The sequence below is a fragment of the Microbacterium sp. LTA6 genome (assembly GCF_045690355.1).
In the GTDB taxonomy this organism is placed as follows: domain Bacteria; phylum Actinomycetota; class Actinomycetes; order Actinomycetales; family Microbacteriaceae; genus Microbacterium.
In genome coordinates this window covers 1,862,497-1,885,135 of sequence record NZ_CP147855.1, presented here as the reverse complement: position 1 = coordinate 1,885,135, position 22,639 = coordinate 1,862,497, and the positions used below count along the sequence as shown (strand labels likewise).

Annotated in this window: 17 protein-coding genes; 6 read left to right on the top strand and 11 right to left on the bottom strand. The window is 68.7% G+C overall.

Annotated elements, in window-relative coordinates; genetic code table 11:
- The first annotated feature begins 71 nt into the window (after positions 1–71).
- Genes LTA6_RS08835 through LTA6_RS08825 form a run of 3 tightly spaced genes read left to right on the top strand, consistent with a single transcriptional unit; the run spans position 72 to position 2,304 of the window.
- Positions 72–539: an Lrp/AsnC family transcriptional regulator gene (locus LTA6_RS08835; RefSeq protein WP_341977559.1), complete on the top strand. Its 468-nt coding sequence runs from the start codon at positions 72–74 to the stop codon at positions 537–539.
- Positions 539–1,942 carry an FAD-dependent oxidoreductase gene (locus tag LTA6_RS08830; protein ID WP_341977557.1) on the top strand — a complete coding sequence of 468 codons (1,404 nt, stop codon included), beginning with the start codon at positions 539–541 and terminating at the stop codon, positions 1,940–1,942. Before LTA6_RS08835 ends, LTA6_RS08830 begins: the two co-directional genes overlap by 1 nt.
- The gene (locus LTA6_RS08825; RefSeq protein ID WP_341977555.1) at positions 1,939–2,304 is read left to right on the top strand and encodes a cupin domain-containing protein; all 366 of its coding nucleotides are present in this window, start codon (positions 1,939–1,941) and stop codon (positions 2,302–2,304) included. The genes LTA6_RS08830 and LTA6_RS08825 overlap by 4 nt, the downstream gene beginning before the upstream one ends.
- A 13-nt stretch (positions 2,305–2,317) precedes the next feature.
- On the opposite strand, the gene LTA6_RS08820 is transcribed toward LTA6_RS08825, so the two are convergent.
- Together LTA6_RS08820 and LTA6_RS08815 are read right to left on the bottom strand one after the other, a co-directional pair.
- A complete protein-coding gene (locus LTA6_RS08820) occupies positions 2,318–4,363 on the bottom strand; it encodes a PQQ-binding-like beta-propeller repeat protein (RefSeq protein WP_341977553.1) in 2,046 nt (681 codons plus the stop codon).
- 97 nt (positions 4,364–4,460) lie between these two features.
- On the bottom strand, positions 4,461–6,011 hold the full coding sequence (locus LTA6_RS08815; RefSeq protein ID WP_341977551.1) for a PucR family transcriptional regulator ligand-binding domain-containing protein: 1,551 nt from the start codon (positions 6,009–6,011) through the stop codon (positions 4,461–4,463).
- Positions 6,012–6,151: 140 nt separating this feature from the next.
- Here LTA6_RS08815 and LTA6_RS08810 point away from each other — a divergent pair, with 140 nt between their 5' ends.
- Together LTA6_RS08810 and LTA6_RS08805 are read left to right on the top strand one after the other, a co-directional pair.
- On the top strand, positions 6,152–7,636 hold the full coding sequence (locus LTA6_RS08810) for a CoA-acylating methylmalonate-semialdehyde dehydrogenase (protein ID WP_341977550.1): 1,485 nt from the start codon (positions 6,152–6,154) through the stop codon (positions 7,634–7,636).
- Positions 7,637–7,663: 27 nt separating this feature from the next.
- Entirely contained in the window at positions 7,664–9,049 is a 1,386-nt protein-coding gene (locus tag LTA6_RS08805; RefSeq protein ID WP_341977548.1) for an aspartate aminotransferase family protein, read from the top strand.
- A gap of 180 nt (positions 9,050–9,229) precedes the next feature.
- Here LTA6_RS08805 and LTA6_RS08800 read toward each other — a convergent pair whose 3' ends face one another.
- From LTA6_RS08800 to LTA6_RS08785, 4 genes are read right to left on the bottom strand one after another with little or no spacing between them, the layout of a single operon-like run.
- Positions 9,230–11,464, bottom strand: a complete 2,235-nt coding sequence (locus LTA6_RS08800) for a glycoside hydrolase family 3 C-terminal domain-containing protein (RefSeq protein ID WP_407359194.1) — start codon at positions 11,462–11,464, stop codon at positions 9,230–9,232.
- A complete protein-coding gene (locus tag LTA6_RS08795) occupies positions 11,461–12,249 on the bottom strand; it encodes a phosphatase PAP2 family protein (RefSeq protein ID WP_341977544.1) in 789 nt (262 codons plus the stop codon). The genes LTA6_RS08800 and LTA6_RS08795 overlap by 4 nt, the downstream gene beginning before the upstream one ends.
- Complete coding sequence (locus tag LTA6_RS08790) at positions 12,246–13,751, bottom strand: carboxylesterase family protein (RefSeq protein ID WP_341977542.1); 1,506 nt, start codon at positions 13,749–13,751, stop codon at positions 12,246–12,248. The genes LTA6_RS08795 and LTA6_RS08790 overlap by 4 nt, the downstream gene beginning before the upstream one ends.
- Positions 13,751–15,061 carry an MFS transporter gene (locus LTA6_RS08785; RefSeq protein WP_341977540.1) on the bottom strand — a complete coding sequence of 437 codons (1,311 nt, stop codon included), beginning with the start codon at positions 15,059–15,061 and terminating at the stop codon, positions 13,751–13,753. Before LTA6_RS08785 ends, LTA6_RS08790 begins: the two co-directional genes overlap by 1 nt.
- A 177-nt stretch (positions 15,062–15,238) precedes the next feature.
- Here LTA6_RS08785 and LTA6_RS08780 point away from each other — a divergent pair, with 177 nt between their 5' ends.
- Complete coding sequence (locus tag LTA6_RS08780; RefSeq protein ID WP_341977538.1) at positions 15,239–15,811, top strand: helix-turn-helix domain-containing protein; 573 nt, start codon at positions 15,239–15,241, stop codon at positions 15,809–15,811.
- 30 nt (positions 15,812–15,841) lie between these two features.
- Here the strand turns inward: LTA6_RS08780 and LTA6_RS08775 are convergent, their stop codons facing one another.
- The 5 genes from LTA6_RS08775 to LTA6_RS08755 are packed head-to-tail and all read right to left on the bottom strand — an operon-like array spanning position 15,842 to position 22,584.
- Positions 15,842–17,452: an ABC transporter ATP-binding protein gene (locus LTA6_RS08775; RefSeq protein ID WP_407359193.1), complete on the bottom strand. Its 1,611-nt coding sequence runs from the start codon at positions 17,450–17,452 to the stop codon at positions 15,842–15,844.
- Positions 17,449–18,315 (bottom strand): ABC transporter permease, encoded by an 867-nt coding sequence (locus tag LTA6_RS08770; RefSeq protein WP_341977534.1) that lies wholly within the window; start codon positions 18,313–18,315, stop codon positions 17,449–17,451. Before LTA6_RS08770 ends, LTA6_RS08775 begins: the two co-directional genes overlap by 4 nt.
- Positions 18,312–19,268 (bottom strand): ABC transporter permease, encoded by a 957-nt coding sequence (locus tag LTA6_RS08765; RefSeq protein WP_341977532.1) that lies wholly within the window; start codon positions 19,266–19,268, stop codon positions 18,312–18,314. The genes LTA6_RS08770 and LTA6_RS08765 overlap by 4 nt, the downstream gene beginning before the upstream one ends.
- Entirely contained in the window at positions 19,265–20,908 is a 1,644-nt protein-coding gene (locus LTA6_RS08760) for an ABC transporter substrate-binding protein (RefSeq protein ID WP_341977531.1), read from the bottom strand. The genes LTA6_RS08765 and LTA6_RS08760 overlap by 4 nt, the downstream gene beginning before the upstream one ends.
- The gene (locus tag LTA6_RS08755; protein WP_341977529.1) at positions 20,908–22,584 is read right to left on the bottom strand and encodes an amidohydrolase; all 1,677 of its coding nucleotides are present in this window, start codon (positions 22,582–22,584) and stop codon (positions 20,908–20,910) included. Before LTA6_RS08755 ends, LTA6_RS08760 begins: the two co-directional genes overlap by 1 nt.
- Positions 22,585–22,639: the final 55 nt, after the last annotated feature.

The following is a 22,639-nucleotide window of genomic DNA, read 5'->3' as shown; positions in this document are numbered from 1 at the left end:
TCTGTAGCACTCATCCAGTTTTCACGACTGAATCAGTTGCATCGACCGACCCAGCGTGTCAATATCGACACATGAGCGCCAAACAGAAGCAGCCTGCCCTCGATGAGGTCTCGAAGAAGATCATCGAGCTCCTCCAGGAAGACGGCCGCCGCCCCTACGCCGAAATCGGCCGTGCGGTCGGCCTCAGCGAGGCCGCTGCCCGGCAGCGCGTGCAGCGCATGACGGAGGCCGGGATCATCCAGATCGTCGCCGTCACCGACCCGATGCAGCTCGGATTCCATCGCATGTCGATGATCGGCATCCGCGTCTCGGGGGACCCGCGAGCGATCGCACAGGAACTCACGCAGATCACCGAGCTCGCCTACGTGGTGGTCACCCTCGGCACCTTCGACATCCTCGTCGAGGCCGTCTGCGAGAGTGACGAGCACCTGATCGATCTGATTGCGACCCGCATCCGCACCCTTCCGGGTGTCACGCACACCGAGAGCCTGCTCTACGCGGGGCTCTACAAGGACCTCTACAACTGGGGAACGCGCTGATGGGCACCACTGTTTTCGAGCGCCGCCGCCCCGCGGCATCCGTCGTCGACCACGCCCTGCAGAGCACCGCATTCGCCGCCTTCTGGCTCGACGACGTGCAGCGCACGGAGTACCCGCGTCTCGCGGGCGACGTCCGGGCGGATCTCGCGATCGTCGGCGGCGGGTACGCCGGACTCTGGACGGCGATCCGGGCGAAGGAGCGCGAGCCCGACCGCCGTGTCGTGCTGCTGGAGGCCTCGCGCGTCGCCTGGGCGGCATCCGGACGCAACGGCGGCTTCTGCGAGGCGAGCCTCACGCACGGTCACGAGAACGGGGTCAACCGCTGGCCGGAAGAGATCGACCGCCTCGAGGAACTGGGCGTGGAGAACCTCGACGGCATCGCCGACACCGTGCAGCGCTACGGCATCGACGCCGACTTCGAGCGCACCGGCCAGCTGGCCGTGGCGGTCGAGCCGCATCAGGTCGAGTGGTATCGCGGCGAGGAGGGATTCCTCGATCAGGATGCCGTGCGCGCCGAGGTGCACTCGGACACGTACCTCGCCGGCTCTTGGGACCGCGAGGGGTGCGCGATGGTGCACCCGGCGAAGCTCGGTCTCGAACTGGCGCGCGTGGCCACCGAACTGGGCGTCGAGATCTTCGAGCAGTCGCGGGTGCGCCTCGTCGACGGTGACGGCGCCGACCCGGTCGTGCTGGAGACCGACGGCGGGCGGGTGACGGCGGATGCGGTCGCCCTGGGCACGAATGTCTTCCCGTCGCTCCTCAAGCGCAATCGCCTGATGACGGTTCCCGTGTACGACTACGTGCTGATGACCGAGCCGTTGACCGACGCGCAACTGGCCTCGATCGGCTGGTCGAACCGGCAGGGGCTCGCCGACAGCGCGAACCAGTTCCACTACTACCGGCTGTCGGCCGACAACCGCGTCCTGTTCGGCGGCTATGACGCCGTCTACCACTTCGGCGGCAAGGTGCGCCCGGAGTACGAGGACAGGATGGAGAGCCATCGCCGCCTCGCGGAGCACTTCTTCACGACGTTCCCGCAGCTGGAGGGCGTGCGCTTCACGCACCGCTGGGCCGGGGCGATCGACTCGTCCAGCCGCTTCTGCGCGTTCTTCGGCACCGCGCGACGCGGACGCGTGGCGTATGCCACCGGCTTCACCGGACTCGGCGTCGGGGCCGCCCGCTTCGCCGCCGACGTCATGCTCGACAAATTGTCGGGAATCGAGACCGAGCGCACGCAACTGCGGATGGTGCGGGAGAAGCCGATCCCGTTCCCGCCGGAGCCGGCGGCTGCCATCGGCATCAACCTGGTGCGGGCAGCGATGAACCGCGCCGACCACAACGAGGGCAAGCGCAATCTGTTCCTCAAGGCGCTCGACGCCGTCGGTATGGGGTTCGACTCGTGAGTCGTGAGGAGCTCGCGGGCGAGCTGGCGGCAGGGACCGGCGTGGATGCGGCGGGCTTGGCGCTCGCGCACGAGCCGCTACCTGCCGCGGAGGTGCTGTCAGGTGCACCGACGACGGCGTCGCACGCCCTCGCGACAATCGACGACACCGAGATCGGCATCTGGGAGATGACGCCGGGAACGGCATCCGACACCGAGGTCGACGAGGTGTTCGTCGTGCTGTCCGGGCGGGCGACGATCGAGTTCGTCTCGCCCGCGCTGCCAGCGCTCGAGGTCGGACCTGGCAGCATCGTCCGCCTCGATGAGGGGATGCAGACCTTGTGGACCGTCGCCGAGACGCTCCGCAAGGTCTACATCGCCTGAGACGAGCTGCCCGTCAGCGCTGACTGACCCGGATCTTCACGAGGTTGCGTCCCTGGATCGCGTAGAAGTCGTCGTTCTCGTCGACCGCGGCTCGCGGGATCCCGTACCACTCGCCGTTCAGCGTCACGAGGTCGGTCCGGTCGAAGGTCCGCGGGTCGAACCGGAAGAAGGCCGCGCTGGATGTTCCGTAGACGACCCCGCGATTGACCAAGAGCGTCCCGTAGTTCGGCACCACGTCGCGGTGGCGCGATCGATGGATCACGACGCGGGTCTCCAGATCGACCACGGCGAGTTCTCCGCGATACCCCATGACGTAGAGATGGTGCCCGTGGACCGCAAGGCCGGTGACCCCGGCCGTGTCCGTGAGCGGATCGACGCGCCAGAGCTCGGTCTGCCCGACCGGATCCCACGCCACCACCACCCCTCTGCCTCCGGTGACGTCACCGCCGAGATACGCGATGCCGTCGTGCGTGGCCACTGAGCGGATCATCTGCCTGGCATCGATCGGGTTGATCGCCGAAGTGAGGACGTCCCGCACGGGATCGTAGGTGAGCAGACTGCCGCCGCCTTGCGTGTCGTTCTGCAGGCCGAGCAGGAGCAGCTGGTTCGCCTCGTCCCAGACGACCTGATGCGGACGGTTCTGACCTGCCGGGAACTTCTCGACGAGACGGGGCCACGCGCCGTCGGCCGCGGGGTCGTGACCCAGGATGCCGACGCTGCTGTACTGCCCGAAGTACGCCACGCCGTTCACGATGCCGATGTCCTTGGCCTCCGAAGGCGCGAAGAGGCGCGTCACCGCTCCGGTCGCGGTGTCGCGGCGCGAGACGGCATTCGTCCCGCCCACATACACCCCGCCTCCGCCTGCCGCGACCGACATGGCGAGCAGAGCCCCGGCGGGGGCGCCGGCCGCGATCAGGTCGTGCAGGGTGTGCTCACCTGTCGCGAGGTCGACCTCGACGGCGAGCGCGAACGCCGAGACGGTCCACAACTTGCCGTCGCGGACGAACAGCCCCCAGAGCTCGCCGAGTTCGACGCCCTTCGGAGTGAGATCACGGACCGTGCGGGTGGCGGTGTCGTACTCGAAGAGCCCGCCGAGGATCGCGTAGATCTTGCCGTCGGCGTGCGCGAGATTCTTCGCCGAGCCACCGCGCCCGGCAGGCGCGATGACGTACGACGACGGGTCCGCCCGGTTGATGAAAGCCAGCGCCGCCCCCTGCGGCGTGATTCCGCTCACGCACAGGGTGTTCTCGTCCACGATGATCAGGTCGCGCACCTCGACGCCACCTGCGAACTCCGGAGGGAGGATGGAGCGGACGGCGTTCGTCGCCCTGTCCAGCACCCACAGACCCGCCTTGCTGCTCGTCGGGAGAGCGTTCAGCACGCTGCCGGTGCCGATGTACACCTCGGTCGCGGTGGCGGCGACGCAGCGGATCATCGTGGCCTTCGGGTCGGGGATCGCGACTTCGTCCAGAACCCCGGTCGTCGTGTCGTATCTGCGCAACCTCGGGCGAAGATCAGCGCTCATCTCGCGGCCGCCGAAGTACACCACGCCGTCCGGCGTGACGCTCAGGCCATAGGGGTCGAGGGCGGGGATGTCGTGCAGATCCTCCTTGGGCGCGTCGGGCTGGCCGAGGTCGATCCGAATGAGACCGGGACCCGGCGCGGTGGCGTACTGGCGGATCGCGGAGTACAGGTAGCGGCCGTCGACATCCGGGACCAAGAGCTGCGTGCTGACGCCCGGACCATCGGTGACGCTCGTGACCGTGCCAGTCGGGATGTGATAGCCGACGACCCGCATCGGGGCGATGTTGCGCGAGGCGACGTAGACGGTGTCACCGACTCGCGTCGCTGCGGCGTGCGTGAATGCCGTCACCCCCGGACCGAGGTCCGTCACAGTGACGCCAGGACCCGCGGAGCCTGCGGAGGGACCGCGGCCGGCGAGCGCCGGCGGGGCGGCGAAGACGGGCGTCGCGGCCGACGCGGCGAGCGCGAGACCTCCGGCGACGCCGAGTCGAAGGATCTGGCGGCGGGAGAACGAAGGGCAGGACTGAGCGTTCATGAGCTTCCTCATCGTCGAGGCGGGCTGGGGTGCTCACACCGTAGCCACGGCAGCCCGCGGAAATCGACGAAGATAACAATCTCTAACAGCGGTGCACTCAGCGCGACGTCGCCGTGTACGCCGAGAGCGCCAGGTGCAGGGCGGCGAGCGTCTCGCCGTCTTCGAGGTCGGCATCCAGCAGATCGCCGATGAGGGTCAGCCGCTGGTAGAACACCGAGCGCGAGAGATGGGATGCCGCCGCGGCGGCCGTGCGACTGCCCGGGTGCTGCACGAGCGCGCCCAGCACGGCGAGCAGGTCGCCGCCGGAATCCTGGTCGTATCGGATCAGCGGCCCGAGCATCCGCTCGCTGTGCTCCTGCAGCCGGTGATCCCCGTGCAGCGCATTCACCAGACGCGCGAGGGGTCGGTCGTCCACGCGCCGGAAGCCGCCGGGCGGCAGCCGCCGCGCGAGGGCACGAACAGCCGGCAACGAGTCCAGCAACTCGGCGAGGGAATCGGATGCCGCGCCGACGGCGAGTCCTCCGGCGTCATCGAGACCGGCGGCGATGCGACGGGCGGCCGCATCCGACACGGACGCACCGGCGGGAAACGACAGCAGGATGACGGCAGCACCATCGAAGACGGCGCCGATCGAGCGCGCTGCGGGTTCGGTGTCTTCGATGGCGGCGCGTACCGCCTCCGCGCTGCTCGGCGAGGCGGCATCCACGACCAGCGCCTGCAGCCGTCGCCCCCGCACGGGAAAGCCGCTCGCCTCCAGCCGCGCCTGCGCATCCGCGGTCGTCGCATGCTGCTGCTCGAGCAGGGATGCCAGCAGCCGGCGCTGCGAGAGCAACTCCCACGCGCCGTCGCCGTCGGCGAGCCGGGCCAGAGCGAGTGCCGTCGCCGCCTGCTCGAGCACCGTCGTCCGGCCGGCAGGATGCGGCGCTCCCGGAGCCACGAGCAGGCTCCCCCAGCGGATTCCGCGGCCCTCGACCGGCACCAGGATCCATCCCTGTTCGCGCCCGTCGGCGATCCGCCGCGAGCGCGCCGCCCATCCGTCCAGAAGGCCGGCGTCATCGACGGTGCGGGCATCGGCCGCGACGACCTCGTGCGCGAGGTTCTCCAGCACGACGCCGGCGTCGAGGGCTCTGGCGGTCTCGCGCACGATCACGTCGGCCGGCGCGCCGCGCAGGCTGAGCGTGGTGAACAACTCGTGCAGTTGCTGACGCTGCTGCAGCGCGTCGAGCTGACCGGCGATGATCCGCCGATGCACGGCCTCGGTGACGGCGACGAATTTGACCTCCCGCTCGAGGCTGATCAGCGCGACCCGGAATCGGCGGCATGCGGCGACGAATGCCGGTGGAGTCACCGTGAAGCGGGTGCCGAGTTCGAGCACGATCCCGGCGACACCGGCATCCGCGAGTTCGGATGCCAGCACCGACAGCCCTTCGGCATCCCCCGGCCAGCCGGCGCCGGTGGACAGCAACAGCTCACCCCCGTCGAGAAGCGCGGCGACCCGCGGGCTGTCCGAGACGTGCACCCAGCGGACCGACGGCTGCAGGGTGGTGACGTCCGTGAGGACCTCGGGGAAGCCGGCCTGCAGGGCAGGCATCGACAGCACCTCGGCGACATCAGGCAATCCGGCGAGCTGTTCGACGATGCGATCCATACACTCTGTCCGGATTCTGGTGAAGTTCACGACGTTCTGCCGCCTCCCATCGATCCTGCCCTCTGAAAACATGGAAAGCAAGCACGTTCATCTCGCCGGTCAGAGTGTTCGACCGCCGCACATCACCTGGGAGTCCATCCGTGAGCATCGTCCGCCACCTCATCAACGGCACAGAGACCGCCGAGGCCGCCCGCACCGGCGACATCTTCAACCCGGCTACCGGCGCGGTGCAGCGACAGGTCGCATTCGCCTCCGAGGCCGAAGTGGCCGCCGCCGTCGCCGCCGCGAAGGCCGCGCTCCCGGGCTGGCGCTCATCGAGCCTCATCAAGCGCGCGGACGTCTTCTTCCGGCTGCGCCAGATTCTCGCCGATCGGACCTCGGAGCTCGCGGCGATCGTCACCGACGAGCACGGCAAGGTGCTCTCGGACGCGGCCGGCGAGGTCTCCCGCGGCATCGAGAACGTCGAGTTCGCCGCCGGGCTCGTGCACCTGCTCAAGGGCGAGCGCGCCGAGCAGGTCTCGCGCGGCGTCGACGTGCACTCCGTCAAGCAGCCCGTGGGCGTCGTCGCGGCGATCACCCCCTTCAATTTCCCGGTCATGGTGCCGCTGTGGATGGTGGCCTCGGCGATCGCCTGCGGCAACACCGTCATCCTGAAGCCCAGCGAGAAGGACCCGTCAGCCGCCGTCTGGCTCGCCAAGGCTTTCCAGGAGGCAGGACTCCCCGACGGCGTGCTGAACGTCGTGCACGGCGACAAGGTCGCGGTCGACGCGCTGCTCGACGCACCCGACGTCGCCGCCGTCAGCTTCGTCGGCTCCACCCCGATCGCCCGCACGATCTACCAGCGCGCCTCGGCGAACGGCAAGCGCGTTCAGGCCCTCGGCGGCGCGAAGAACCACATGGTCGTGATGCCGGATGCCGACATCGACGGCGCCACCGCAGCCGCGATCTCGGCCGCGTACGGCTCGGCCGGCGAGCGCTGCATGGCCGTCTCGGTGCTCGTCGCCGTCGGCGACATCGCCGATGACCTCGTCGCGAGCATCCGCGACCGCATCGCCACGCTGCAGATCGGTCCCGGCACGGACCCGTCCAGCGAGATGGGTCCGCTGATCACCCGCGAGCACCGCGACAAGGTCGCCTCCTACGTGACCGGTGCTGCGGCCGAGGGCGCCACGGTCGTCGTCGACGGCAGCCGGAAGTCGTTCGCCGGAGACGGGTTCTTCATCGGCGTGAGTCTGCTCGACGACGTGAAGCCCGGCATGAAGGTCTACGATGACGAGATCTTCGGACCGGTTCTCTCCGTCGTCCGCGTCGAGACGTACGCGGAGGCGGTCGCGCTGATCAACGCCAACAACTACGGCAACGGCACCGCGATCTTCACCCGCGACGGCGGCACCGCTCGTCAGTTCGAATTCGACATCGAGGTGGGCATGGTCGGCGTGAACGTGCCGATCCCGGTTCCGGTCGGGGCGTTCTCCTTCGGCGGCTGGAAGGACTCGCTGTTCGGAGACTCGCACATCTACGGTCCCGAATCGGTGCACTTCTACACCCGGTCGAAGGTCGTCACCACCCGCTGGCCCGACCACACGTCCGCACAGGTCGACCTCGGGTTCCCGAGCAACCACTGACCGTCGTCCGATTCTGAGGAGTCACGCATGAACTTCACCGACCGGCACAACGCCGCCCACACCCTCCCCGCTCCGGATGCCGAGGCGCAGGTCCGCGCGGACGACCGCGGTCACGTCTTCCACTCCTGGAGCGCCCAGGCGCTCATCGACCCGATGCCCGTCGCCGCCGGCGAAGGCGCCACGTTCTGGGATTACGCCGGCAACGCCTACCTCGATTTCTCCAGCCAGCTGGTGAACCTGAACCTCGGGCACCAGCATCCGGATCTCGTCTCCGCGATCCAGCAGCAGGTCGGCCGACTCGCGACGATCCAGCCGTCGTTCGCGAACGACGTGCGCGGCGAGCTCGCCCGGCGCATCGCCGCGGTCGCTCCCGACGGTCTCGAGAAGGTGTTCTTCACGAACGGCGGCGCCGAGGCGAACGAGTACGCGGTGCGGATGGCGCGCCAGGTGACCGGCCGCCGCAAGGTGCTGTCGATGTACCGCAGCTACCACGGCTCGACGTCGACCGCGATCTCGATGACCGGCGACCCGCGCCGCTGGGCGAACGACCCGAGCGACATCGCGACCGTGCGCTTCTTCGGCCCGTACCTGTACCGGTCGGCGTTCCACTCCTCGACGATCGAAGAGGAGTCGCAGCGCGCCCTGGAGCACCTCGAGCAGACGATCCTGCTGGAGGGCCCGGCGACGATCGCGGCGATCATCATCGAGACCGTCGTCGGCACGAACGGCGTGCTGGTGCCGCCGCCCGGCTACCTGCAGGGCGTCCGCGAGCTGTGCGATCGCCACGGCATCCTGTACATCGCCGACGAGGTCATGGTGGGCTTCGGGCGTCTCGGCGAGTGGTTCGGCATCGACGCGTTCGACGCGAAGCCCGATCTGATCACCTTCGCGAAGGGTGTGAACTCCGGGTACGTGCCGCTCGGCGGTGTCGTCATCTCCGCAGAGGTGGCGGCGCACTTCGATCGGGTGCCGTTCCCTGGCGGACTCACCTATTCCGGGCATCCTCTGGCGTGCGCCGCGGGCGTCGCGACCTTCGAGGTGTTCGAACGCGACGGCATCCTGGAGCGCGTGCGCGATCTGGGTACCCGCATCGTCGAACCGACGCTGCGTGCCTGGGCGGAGACGCACCCCAGCGTCGGCGAAGTCCGAGGGCGCGGACTGTTCTGGGCCGTCGAGCTCGTGCGCGACCGCGAGACCCGCGAGCCGCTGGTGCCGTTCAACGCGAGCGGAGCGGATGCGGCACCGATGACCGAGTTCGCCGCGGCGGCGAAGCGGGGCGGCGTGTGGCCGTTCACGCACTTCAACCGGATGCACGTCGCTCCTCCCCTGGTGATCTCCGAAGACGACCTCGTACGCGGCCTGCGTGTGCTCGACGAGGCGCTCACCGTCGCCGACGGCTACGTGCGGGGCTGACGACCCCTCTCCGCCCTCGGACCACGGCGAGGGGTCGCACATGGTCGCCTCCTGGCACTCGAGACGACCATGTGCGACACCTCCTGCGCCGCGAGGGCCGCACATGGTCGCTTCTGCAGACGCAGGGCGACCATGTGCGACTCCTCTCGACGCGGGGCATCCGCCCGCGAGAGTCCCGAGTCAGGCGTTGGCTGCGGCGATGAGCTGATCGACCTGTGCGCGGTCGATGCCCATCCCGGGGAAGCCGGCCATCCGGCCGATCGGGAATGACGCCATCATCTTCATGATGGCCTCGTCGCCCATGATCCCGGCATCCATCGCGCCGTCCGCCTGCTCCCGCATCGCCGCGAGCTGCTGGGCGACGACCGGACCGACGACCGGGTGCGCGAGCACCTCGGTGATCGACGAGTGAGCGGTCAGCGGAAGGCGGACCTCGTCGCCGCCGACCTCGACGAAGGCCGTGCCCCGGATATCGCGGCTGGATGCTGCGACCTCGACCCGATAAGAGCCGCCCTCGACGACGAAGCGATCGACGCGGATGTCCCAGTAGGCGAGGTCTTCGCGACGGACGACCAGTTCGACCTCACGCATCGACCCCGCGGGGACCTCGACCGAGACGAAAGCCTTGAGTTCGCGCGGGGCGCGCTCGACGGCCGACGCCTCGGGGGCGACGTAGACCTGCACGATCTCGCGGCCGTCGCGGCTCCCGGTGTTCGCCACGGCGAGCGACACGACGATGTCGCCATCGGCGTTCACCGCTGCGGTGGGCTCACCGTACGAGAACGTCGTGTACGACAGACCGTGCCCGAACGGGAACGCCACCTCCATGCGGCGCGCGTCGTACCAGCGGTATCCGACGAAGATGCCCTCGGAGTAGCGGACGTGCCCGAACGAACCGGGGAAGCTGCCGAAGGCCGGAGTGTCCTCCAGACGGTGCGGGATGGTCTCGGCGAGGCGACCAGAGGGGTTCACCGCACCCGTGAGCACGTCGACCGTCGCCGATCCGCCCGCTTGTCCGAGCAGCCACGCCTCCACGATCGCGGGGACCTTCTCGGCGAACGGCAGCGTCACGACCGCACCGTTGGAGAGCACGACGATCGTGCGCGGGTTCACCGCGACGACCGCGTCCACCAGTTCGCGCTGCACCGCTGGCAGGTCGAGATGCGCGCGGTCGAAACCCTCCGACTCCTCTGCATCCGGCAGCCCCAGGAACAGCACGACGACGTCCCGTTGCGCGGCGAGCACCACGGCCTCATCACGCAGCGCCTCGGCATCCGCCCCATTGAACGTGAACCCCGGCGCGAACGCGACCCGGTTCCCCGCGACATCGCGGAACGCATCGAGCGCGGTGTCGATCCTGGTCGGATTGATGTGCGAGGACCCGCCGCCCTGGTAGCGCGGGGTGCGTGCGAACTCGCCGATCACAGCGACGGAGACCTCGGATGCCAGCGGCAGCAGAGCGCCCTCATTCTTCAGCAGCACGATCGAGCGTCCGGCGACCTCTCGCGCGAGCGCATGGTGCGCGTCGACGTCGAGCGGGCCCGGGACCGGCGGACGCTCCTGCGCCTTCGCGACCAGGTCGAGTACGCGCTGCGCCGCCGTGTCCAACACGTCCTCGGCGAGCCGGCCGCCGCGGACGGCGGCGACGATCTCGGCATCCGTCTCGCCGCCGCTGTACGGCATCTCCAGATCGAGTCCGGCGGCGAGAGCGGCGACGCGGTCCTCGACGGCACCCCAATCCGACACGACGAGGCCGTCGAAGCCCCACTCGTCGCGCAGCACCTGGGTGAGAAGCCACGGGTCCTCGGAGGCGTAGACCCCGTTGATGCGGTTGTACGAGCACATCACGGTCCACGGCTGGGCGTCCTTGACGACGCGCTCGAACCCGCGCAGATAGATCTCGCGGAGTGTGCGCGGATCGACATCGCTGGACGAGCGCATCCGGTCGTCCTCCTGATTGTTTGCGGCGAAATGCTTGAGCGAGGATCCGACCCCCTGCGACTGGATGCCGCGGACGAGACCGGCTCCGATTCCACCCGACAGGAGCGGGTCCTCGGAGACGTACTCGAAGTTGCGGCCGCACAGCGGAGACCGCTTGATGTTGATGCCAGGGCCCAGGATGACGGCGACATCCTCGATCGCGGACTCGATGCCGAGCGCGACGCCGACGCGTTCGGCGAGCTCCGGATCGAAGGTCGAACCGAGTGCCGCCGCCGGCGGGAAGCATGTCGCGGGGACCGACGCGTTGAGACCGAGGTGATCGCTGGCCTCCGCCTGCTTCCGCAACCCGTGCGGGCCATCGGTGAGCATGAGGGAGGGCACGCCGGCGCTGTCGATCGCCTTCGTCGTCCAGAAGTCGGCGCCGCTGGTCAGGGATGCCTTCTGTTCGAGGCTGAGGTTTTCAGGAGTGGTCATCGGTTCACCTTTTCTTGGGATTCGGGAGTCGCCACGGGGATCGAGGAGCGGCCGTGCGGCAGGAACCACACGGGCCGGCGATGATCCTGCGCCAGTTGGGGCCAGAACGCCCACCAGAGCAGCAGCGCCACGCCCGCGCCACCGATCAGTCCGGCACCGGCGTCGCTCAACCAGTGCGCGTTGATGAGGGTTCGCTGCCACACCATTCCGACGGCGAGGAAGGCACCGAGCACCGCCCAGATCCGACGCGCCCAGACGGCGGATGCCGGGATCAACGCGAACACGCTGACGATGATCACCGCCATGCTGACCGCGTGCCCGGACGGGAACGAACCGTGGTCGACTGGGACGAGCGGGCCGAACAGTCCCGCCGCTGCGTCATCGGCGGGTCGCGGACGGTCGACCAGATTCTTCGTGAGTTGCGACAGCAGCCCGGGACCTGCGAGTTGCACCGCGATGACGAACAACGCGGAGCGCCAGCGTCCGACCGCGACGAGCACCAGCGGCAGCAGAAGCATCATCAACACGGCGCCGGGCAGCTGTCCGAGGTGCTGGAAGAGTTGCGCCCACGCCGTTCCGGGAAGAGACGATGCCGGGTCCACCCCGGCGAATCGTCGCCAGGCATCGTCCACTGCCTGCGTCCAGGGGGACTCCGGAGCGGCGAGCACGCCGACGGCCAGCAGGAGGAACGCGACGAGCAGGCCGAGGGCGGTCCAGAGCATCGGGCGCGGCCGCACAGCGTGATGGCGCGCCGGCACGGCCTCCGCCGGGGCGACGGCCGTCACGATGCGAATCCCCGCAGCGGACGGACCGAGGCATAGGCATCCACGACGTCCCGTGTCTGCGTGTCGTACACCCGCACGATTCCGCGGTCCTCCTGGTGTCGCTCCCAGCCGGGAACGCCCGTGACGATGAACGCGACGGCGGCCGAGTGCACCTCGTCGGCGAGCGCTTGCGGGGGGTTGGGGCCGGCGAGCGGCTCCATGGCCGGTCCGTCGAGGCAGTCGAAGAAGAAGGGCACATCGAGGCAGTGCTCGGCGAATCCGAAGGTGCCGGAGGGCCACGAGAATCGGTACAGCCACGTGGGCGCCTCGGCGCGATCAGCCGCAATGTTCACGAGTGGAGCACGGAACATGCGATCGGTGAGATAGCGACCGGCGATGCGTACGGAGCCCTTGGCCACGACGTCGGCGTTCGCGGCGAGATAGGCCCGCATCGCCGCTTTCGGCATGCCGAGCTTCTTCAGCAGCAACGACTTCGGCACCCAGCGCAGGATCTTCGGAGCCGCCGACAGCGCCATCGTGAACTCGTCATCGGTCGCGCCGAGTACGAGGGGCTTATCGGCACCGATGCCGGCACGCAGCGCCTCCCGCGTCGACCTGGGCAGGAGATCACCGTCGACGGATGGGCCGAGGGCGAGGCCCTCCTCGATCATCGAGGTCAACGAGTCCGGCCCGAGCTGCGTCGCCTTCTTCTGCAGCTCCAGGAGCCGTTCCTCCGGCACCGTCCCGAACCCGGCGATCGTCGGCTCGACACCGGCATCCGCGGCGAGCACGCGCCCGAACGCTTCGGCCCGCGGCCGAGCCACATCGGCGAGCGCCCCGGAGATCGCGTACACGCCGTGGAAGAGGTGCTGCGCCTTCTCCATGCCCAGCAGCGTGAGCACCGCCCCACCGCCGGCGGACTGCCCGGCGATCGTGACGCGGCCCGGGTCTCCTCCGAACGCCGCGATGTTCTGCTGCACCCACTCCAGGGCGAGCAGCCAGTCCCGCACACCGCGATTCGACGGCGCATCCTCGATCCAGCCGAATCCGTCGAAGCCCAGCCGATACGACAGCGTGACGGTGACGACGCCGTCGCGATTGAAGTTGCGCCCGTCGTACCACTCGCTCGCCGGCGACCCCGCGAAGAACCCGCCACCGTGGATCCAGACCAGCACCGGGAGCCCGGATGCCGTGGGATCGGGCGTGAAGACGTTGACGTTGAGCGTCGACTCCCCTGGAACGGACGGCTCGGGAATGAGCGTCACACCGGGATCGCCGCGTTGGGCGGTCGCCCCGAACCCCAGCGCATCGAGCACCCCGTCCCACGGCGCCTTCGGCACCGGAGCCTGGAATCGCAGCGCTCCGACCGGCGGCTCGGCGAACGGGATGCCGAGGAAGGCGGCCGAGCGCGGCCTGCCTCTGCCCCCTGTCGTCGGTCTCCAGCATCCGCGCACCCGCCCGGCTGCCGTCTCCACCTCGACGTATTCGGTCATCACAGCATTCTTCTGGTCGATGGCGGTCATCAGCGCACTCCTCTGATCGGCGCGGTGGCGATGGCGGCGAGGATCACGAACACGATCCCGAAGACGAACAGCATCGGATACCCGCCGAACGAGGTGATGATCACGGCGGCGATCGCCGGGCTCATCGCCTGCGGGATGTTCGTCGCGATGTTCAGGATGCCGAGATCCTTGCCCGCCGACGTGCCTTCACTCGGCAGCACCTCGGTCATCAGCGCGGCATCAACGGCCATGTACAGGCCGAATCCGATCCCGTTGATGATGCTCATGGCGATCATCCCGGTCATGTCCGGCATCAGCAGCGGCATGGCGAGCCCGGCGACCATCACGAGGGATGCCGCGTAGATGAACACCTTGCGGCGTCCGACCTTGTCACTCCACCAGCCGGAGACGGCGATGGCGAGCAGCGTGGGTACGAGTGCGACGAGGGTCAACGTGACGACAGCGCCCTGCGCCTCGGTCAGGGACATGCCGATGTAGTCGGTGAGCAGGTACAACTGGTACGTCGTGACGACGAAGTATCCGAGGATCAGCAGGAAGCGCGCACCGAACGCCCAGGCGAAATCGGGATGGCGGCGCGGGCTGATCCAGAAACCCCGGAAGAACGCGCCCCAGCGGAAGCCGTCGACGGCGGCATCCTTCGATGACCAGTCGCGATTGACGACGACGAACAGCACCGTCACGACGAGCACCGCGACACCGAAGACCGAGTAGCCGACCCCCACCTGGGCGGCAAGACCGGCCGCGAGCATGATCCCGACGGTCATGCCGAGCTGCGTGCCCAGGCCCATCATGGCACTGGCTCCGCCGCGCTTGGAGCGCGGGAACCGGTCGGCGGTGATCGTGGTCAGCGGGGCCTGGAAGAAGTTCAGCGCCACCTGGATGATGACCCAGAACACGGTGATCCACAGGAGGTCGGTGAGGGATCCGAGGCCGAAAAGGAAGATGGCGCCGACGACGGCTCCCATCACCATCCAGGGTGCCCGGCGGCCGAAACGTGAGCGCGTGCGGTCGCTGAACGCGCCGGCGAGCGGCTGCGCGAACAGGGTGAAGACGAACGAGATCGTCGTCACGATGGCGAGGTTCTGCACCTTGTTCGCCTCGTCGATCATCGCGACCTGCGACGGGAGCAGGATCGCGATGAGTCCGCCGTAGGTGGCGAACAGCGTGAGCGAGGCGATCAGCAGGCTCGGCAGCAGCCGTTTCGTGGCGGGCGGGCTGGCTGCGGCTTCGCCGGGAGCGGGAGCATCCGTGGAGATGGTCCCGGTGGGCGCCAGATCTGCGGCCGGGTCGGGCGTGGATTGCATTGTCATGGTTCTGCTCCTCTTTGAGCACGGTTCACGGGGTAGGACGAGCCTCGGATCGGGGCCGAAGCTCAAAAACCAAACGTCGTTCGGTAATCAGGATGGCAGGACCCGCGGTCCGGCGCAAGAGGGAAACAGAATGACGTTCGGTTTCTTCCGATCGGCGTGGGCGGATACGCTGAGGCCATGTCAGGACGAGCCGTGTACGCGAAGGGAATCGCGAAACGCGAGGAGATCCTCGAGGCGGCGCTCGACGTGATCGCGACCCGCGGATACCGCGGCGCATCAGTACGCGAGATCGCGGAAGCGGTAGGTCTGAGCCCCGCCGGCCTCCTGCACTACTTCGAGAGCAAGGAAGAGCTCTTCATCGCCATCCTCCGTGCCAGAGACGAACGAGACGTTCGCACTTACGGCACCGACGACGCGATCGAGACCCTGCTCTCCGTCGTCCGCCACAACTCCGCCGTGCCAGGACTCGTGCAGCTGTATGCACAGCTCGCCGCCGAAGCCGGTGACCCCGCGCACCCCGCGCACGCATACTTCCGTGAGCGCACTGCGCTCGTGGAGTCGGCCACCCGCGCGCAGGTCGCCCAGGATCAGGAGGCCGGGTTGATCCGGGACGATCTCGATCCGGCGTGGATCGTCCGCTCGGTGCACGCACTCGCAGACGGGTTGCAGTCCGCCTGGATGCTCGACCCCTCGATCGACATGGCCGCGGAGATCGAGCAGTTCATCGCCCTGCTGCGACCGGCATCCTGACGGCGCACTGATCGACGAGCGTCACCTCGCCTAGCGAGATCCGCCGGCGGATGATCCGGATTCGATCGGAACCGGCACCGATGCGATCAGCAGGCGCGTGTAGTCGTGCTGCGGAGCGTTGAGGATCTGCTCCGTCGGCCCCGCCTCCACGATCTCGCCCCGGCGCATCACGATCGTCTGCTCGCAGACCTTGCGCACCACGGCGAGGTCGTGGCTGATGAACAGCAGCGTCAGGCCTTGGGCGCGACGGATGCCGGCGACGAGATCGAGCACCTGCGCCTGCACCGAGACGTCCAGTGCACTGGTGGCCTCATCCATCACCAGCAGCTCGGGCTCCACGGCGAGCGCCCTCGCGATGGCGACTCGCTGTCGCTGCCCGCCCGATAGCGTGCGCGGCCGCGCGGTGAGATGCTCCTCGCCGAGGCCGACGGCGGTCAGCAGCTCCGTGGCCCGCGACCGCGCCGCCGCCCCGGAGAGACCGGCGTGCAGACGCAGAACGTCTTCGATCGCCCGTCCTGCCTGGATCCTCGGATCGAGCGACAGGTACGGATCCTGGAACACCATCTGCACGCTCTTCGCCCTGGCCAGTCGAGCGGCCGCGGAGCGGTCCGCAGCGCCGATGGTTCGTCCGCCGATCCGGATCTCACCGCTGTCGGGTGATTCCAGACCGACGATCATCCGTGCGAGCGTGGACTTCCCGGAACCCGATTCTCCGACGACCGCGAGGGCGCCGCCACGCGGTACCACCAGGTCGGCCTCGGCGACCGCCGTGACGGCGCTTCGGCCGCGCGGGTGATAGGTCTTCGTGACGGCGGAGACCGACAGCATCGGCTCGGCCGCGACGACGTCCGGGGCCGCGGCCGTGCTTCCCCCGGTGAGCTTCGGCGTGGCCAGGACCAGTTGCCGCGTGTACTCGGCAGCAGGGGCCGTGAGGACGTCGCGGGCGCTGCCCGTCTCGACCACGGCGCCGTCCTTCATGACGACGAGACGATCGCACAGCGCCCCGGCCAGGTTCAGGTCGTGGGTGATGAACAGCATCCCCATCCCTCGCTCCGCGCACAGCTGGCGCAGCACCGCCACGATCTCGGCCTGCGTGGTGACGTCGAGGGCGGTGGTCGGCTCATCGCAGACGAGCAGCTTCGGCGAGGCCGTCAGGGCACCGGCGATCATCACGCGCTGCAGCATCCCTCCGGACAGTTCGTGCGGATGCTGCGCGAGATGATCCGCGGGAGCGGGAAGCCGCACGTCGGTCAGCAGTTCGAGAGCGCGCTCGCGCGCCCGCGCCCGGTCCCACCCTTCGCAGAGCCGCAACGCCTCGGTGACGTGATCGCCGATGGTGCGCATCGGGTTGATGCCGGCCCTCGGGTCCTGGAACACCATCGCCGCGCTGCGCCGACGGACCTCGCGGCGGGAATCGGCATCCCGGAGCGGTGACCGCCCATCGACCGTGACGGTGCCGCCGACGCTCGCGCGGTCGGGCAGGAGTCCGAGCACGGCTCGCGCCGTGAGCGACTTGCCCGACCCGGACTCGCCGACCAGGCCGACGGTCTCGCCCGCGGCGACAGCCAGGCTGATGCCGTGCAGCAGCCGCGCCCCGCTCGGCAGATCGAGCGTCAGGGAGTCGATTTCGAGAACGTTCATGCCGGGGTCTCCCCACCGATGCGATCGGAGAGCTCTTCGCCGATGATGTTGACCGCCACCACCACGATGACGACCATGACGGCCGGCGCGATGGCCGGCAGGAAGTGACCCGCCGCCACACCGGACTGAGCCTCGTTGATCATCGCGCCCCAGTCGGCGGTCGGTGCCTGCACGCCCAGGCCGAGGAACGAGAGCCCTGCCAGTTCGGCGAGCACGTACCCGAAGTTCAGCGTCGACTGGGCGCCGACGATCGGTGTCACGTTCGGGAGCACTCTGCGCACAGCGATCCAGCCGCCGCCGAAGCCCTGCACACGGTACGCCGAGACATACGGCCGCGTGCGCTCTGCTGCCACCAGCGACCGCGTGAGCCGGGCGACGAACGGCGCGTAAGCGATGCTCATCGCGATGATCGGCGCGACGAGCCCCTTGCCGAACAGGGCGACGGCCATGATCGCGATGAGCAGCGAGGGGAATGCGAACAGGACGTCGAACACTCGACTGAGGGCCGCATCCACCCAGCCGCCGCGCCACCCTGCCCACAGGCCCAGCAGGATGCCGATGACGGTGGAGAAGACGACGACCAGCAGCGGGCCGATCAGCGCGGTGCGTCCGCCGTGGATGATCCGGCTGAGCACGTCGCGGCCGAGAGCATCCGTCCCGAGCCAGTGCACCGCAGACGGCGGTGCCAGGAAGGACGTGAAATCGACGGCATCCGGATCGTAGGGGGCGAGCAGCGGCGCGAAGATCGCAGCGAGCGCGACCAGCGCGAGCACGACGACGCTGCCGAGGTACAGGACTCGCGGACGCCGCTTTCTGGGCGCGCGCAGCACCCGCATGGCGAGCGTAGGGGTCGAAGATGTCATCTGGCACCTGTTCCGGCAGCGGATCGCGGGTCGATCCAGGGTTCGAGAACGTCGACGATGGCGTTCATCACGACGAAGACGCCGACGACGAGCAAGACGATCGCCTGCACCACGGGGAAGTCGAGCCGATCGACGGACTGCACCAGGAGCGACCCGATCCCGGACAGACCGAAGGCCGCCTCGACGATGGAACTGGCGACGATGAGTCCGGCGACGAGCACTCCGCCCACGGTGAGGATCGGACCGAGCGCATTGCGCAGAATGTGCCTGCGCACCACGGCCCAGCGGCCGACTCCGCGACTCGTGGAGACCTCGACATGCTCGCGGCTCGACTGGTCGACCATCGCCGACCTGGTCACTTTGGCGACGAGCACGATGAAGACGATCGCCAACGCGATCGACGGCAACGTGAGGTGGCGGACCATGTCGAAGAAACCGTCGCCGGAGCCGAAGGACGGAAACCAGCCCAGCTGCACCGAGAAGATCGCGATGAGCACGATCGCACCGACGAACGACGGGATCGCACCGAGCACGGTGAGTCCGATCAGGATGGCCCGGTCCGCCGCCCTTCCGCGGTTCAAGGCAGCGACCGCGCCGAGGAGGAGACCGACCACCACGATGATCGCACCCGCCATCGCGACCAGCATCAACGTCACCGGAAGCCGATCCCCGATCACGGCGGTGACATCCTGGCGGTACTGCAGCGAACGACCGAAGTCGCCCTGCAGCACCCCCAGGATCCAGCGCAGGTACTGCTCGCCCGGCGACAGATCGAGACCGTATTGCGCGGTGACCTCCGCCACGGCCTCGGCGGTGGGCTTGCGCCCGCGGAGCAGGAACCGGATCGGGTCGCCGGGCACCAGGAAGCGCGAGAAGAAGACGAGCAGCGACGCCAGGAACAGCGTCAGCAGCAGCCCCCCGAGCTTCCCGGCGACACGGCGGGTGGCTGTCATCGGGCGCCGATCGTTGCTGCCCAGGGGTAGTAGAGGAAGGCGACGGAGGGCTGGACGCCCGTGATGCGCTCACCGAGATACAGCGAGATCGGCGCTTCGAACAGCGGCAGCCAGGGCAGCTGCTCGTTCGCGATCTGCTGCGCCTTCGCCGTCAACGCGCCGCGCGCGACCGGGTCGTCGATCGTCGCTGCTTCGTTGACGAGGGCATCGAATTCAGGATCGGACCAGTTGCCGTAGTTGCTGAAGTCGCCGGTTCGCAGCACCGAGTACATCTCCAGCGCATCCGGGCTGGAGAGATACCAGCTCGTGTAGAACAGGTCCACGCCTTCGCGTGCGCTGGGATCGGAGAACAGCGTCGAGTAGGCGCTCGGGGTGACCGTCTCGACCGTGACGTTCAGGCCGATCGACTTCGCCGCAGCAGCGGTGGCCTGCGAGATGACGGAGAAGTCGTTGCTGATGGGCGCCGTGACGTATGTCAGCTCCGCGCCCTCCGCACCGGCCTCGGCGATCAGCTTCTTCGCCTCCTCGAGGTTCTGTTCGTAATCGGCGACGTCATCGAAGGCCGCCGTTCGAGCGGAATCGGATGCCTCCTGCCAGACGGATTCCGTGGTCATCACGTCGGTCCGCTCACCGATTCCGCGCAGAGCGGCCTGGAGGATGCCGTCCCGGTCCATCGCGAGCAGCAGCGCCTTGCGCACGCGCACATCGCCGAGCGGACCCTCGAGATCACTCACCACGACGGATCCGACGGCCGTGTTCAGACCGAACAGCACGTCGCCCTTGCCCGCGGCCTGCAGGGTGGGCACCGCCTCCATCGGCAGCATCCAGGAGCCGTCGACGCTGCCGGACTTGAGCGCGTTGACCCGCGCCGTGGCGTCGTTGATGAAGACGAACTCGACCTCACCGGAGCGCGCCTTGAGGTCTTCATCCCAGTAGTCGTCGTTGCGGGTGAGGGTGATCGACTCGCCGGACTCCCAGCGGTCGAGCGCGAACGGCCCTGTGCAGTTCACACCGCCGGTGGAGTTGCCGTAATCGGCGCCCTTCTCGGCGAGAGTGGCCGCCGATTCGATGACGCCCGCAGACCCGCCCATGCCGAGGTTGAACTGCGCGTCCGGCCCGGTCATCGTCACGGTCACTTCGCGGTCGCCGGTCTGCACGATGGATGCGACGTTCTGGTAGACCGAGTACCAGAACGATCCGACCTCGGGATCGAGGTGCCTGTTCATCGATGCGACGGCGTCGGCCGCGGTCAGCGGCGATCCGTCATGGAAGGTGACGCCCTCTCGGATCGTGTACACCCAGGTCATCGGATCAGGGTGAGCGAACGACTCCGCGAGGCCTGGGCTGAGCGAGTAGTCCGGGTTCAGCCTCAGCAACGACTCGCAGACGTTGGCGAGCACCGAGTTGTCCGGATAGTCGAAGGCGTAGGCGTAGTCGAGCGAGTACGGCTCGGCGTAGCTGGCGAACGTGAAGGAGTCGATATCACCGCTCGGCGCGGCCGTCGTCGCGGTGATCTCCCACTCGACGGACTCGTCGGAGCCTGCGCCGTTCGATGCAGCGGAGCTGCAGGCGACGAGGGCCGCGATGGAGAGGATACCGGCGGTTGCGGCGACGCTGCCGCGGAGGAACGTGCGGTTCATCAGGACTCCCTGCTGGTGGTGGTTTCCGCGGTGTAGACGGGCTGCCCCTCGATCCAGGTCGACGTGACCCTGGTGCGGTACAGCTCGGATGCCGGAACGTCGAACGGGTTCGGATCGAGCACGACGAGGTTCGCGAGGTATCCCTCGCGGATACTGCCGGTGTCGTCGTCACGCCGGTTCACGTAGGCGCTGCCGGAGGTGTAGGCGGCGAGCGCGGTCGCCAGATCCAGGCACTGATGCGCTCCACCCAGCGGCGGCTGCTCGGATTCCGGGTAGGCCCGGTTCACCGCGATGTGGATCGCGGCGATCGGGTCGGCGGTGGAGACCGGCCAGTCGCTGCCGGCCGCGAACCGCACGCCCGCGCGGGCGAAGTCCCCGAACGGGTACTGCCTGGCTTCCTGCCCGTCCTGCAGGAACGGCAGGGTGAGCTCGTCGAGCTGGTCCTCGTGGGTTGCCCACAGCGCCTGGATGTTGGCGATCGCACCGAGCTCGGCAAATCGAGGGATGTCCTCTTCGGCGACGATCTGCAGATGCGCCAGGTGGTGGCGCCCGTCGATCGCGCCGTTGCCGTCGCGCGCCTCCTGCAGGGCATCCAGTGCCTCGCGGACGGCGCGGTCACCGAGGGCGTGCATGTGCACCTGCTGGCCGGCGGCATCCAGCGCCGTGACGTAGTCGCGCAGCCTGGCTGGGTCGATGAAGCTGAGACCGTGGTTGCAGGTGTCGTGACCGGCGTCGTCACGGTAGGGAGTGAGCATCGCGGCGGTCTGGTTCTCGGCGACACCGTCGACCATGATCTTGGTCGATGCGAGATCGAGGCGCCGGTCCGGATGCCTGGCCTCGATACGCGCACGACGGGCGACCATGTGCTCGACCTGCTCGATCCCGCGATCGCGCACCCACCACTGAGCACCGACGACATGGACCTTCAGGGTCCCTTCATCGGCCGCTCGCTCGTAGGCGGTGAGAGGATCGGCGATTCCGGCGACGCTGGATCCGACCATGGCATCCTGCCATCCCGTGATCCCGAGGGCGATGAGGTCGTCCTGGGCACGGAGCAACCCCCGGTAGGCGAGCTCCGGTGAGGTCTTCGGGCGCACATCCTCGAAGAGGTCGCCAGCTCCCTCGTGGAAGGTGCCAGCCGGGTAGCCATCGGCCTCGCGCACGACACGGCCGTCTTCCGGATCCGGCGTCTCAGCGGTGATGCCGGCGTACTCGATCGCCGCGGTGCTCGCCCACGTGCTGTGGTGGTCCCTGCTCTGCAGAAGCACCTTGCGGCCGCCGGCCGCCTCGTCCAGGATGCCGCGTGACGGGTTGCCGCCGGGGAAGTGGTCCATGCCCCAGCCGCCGCCGAGGATCCACTCCTCATCGGGGTTCGCCTCCGCATACGCGCGGATGATGGCCGCGGTCTGCTCGGCATCCTCGGCGTCGGTGAGGTTGCACTGCAGGAGCTCGATGCCGCCGCCGACCGGGTGAATGTGCGCGTCCTGGAAACCGGGGCTGAGCAGAGCGCCCCGCAGGTCGATCCGCGCGGCATCCGGCGAGACGATCCCCTCGACGGCCGACTCGGGCACGACGGCGGCGATGCGCCCGTCGCGGACCACCACGGCCAGGCCGGTGAGCGGCTCGCCGGTGCCGGTGAACACCGCACCGCCCTGAAACACGATCTCGAGCGCCATCGCTCTCCCTCTTCTCTGAAGTGATTTCGCTCACGCTAATCGGCTCGCAAGGCAT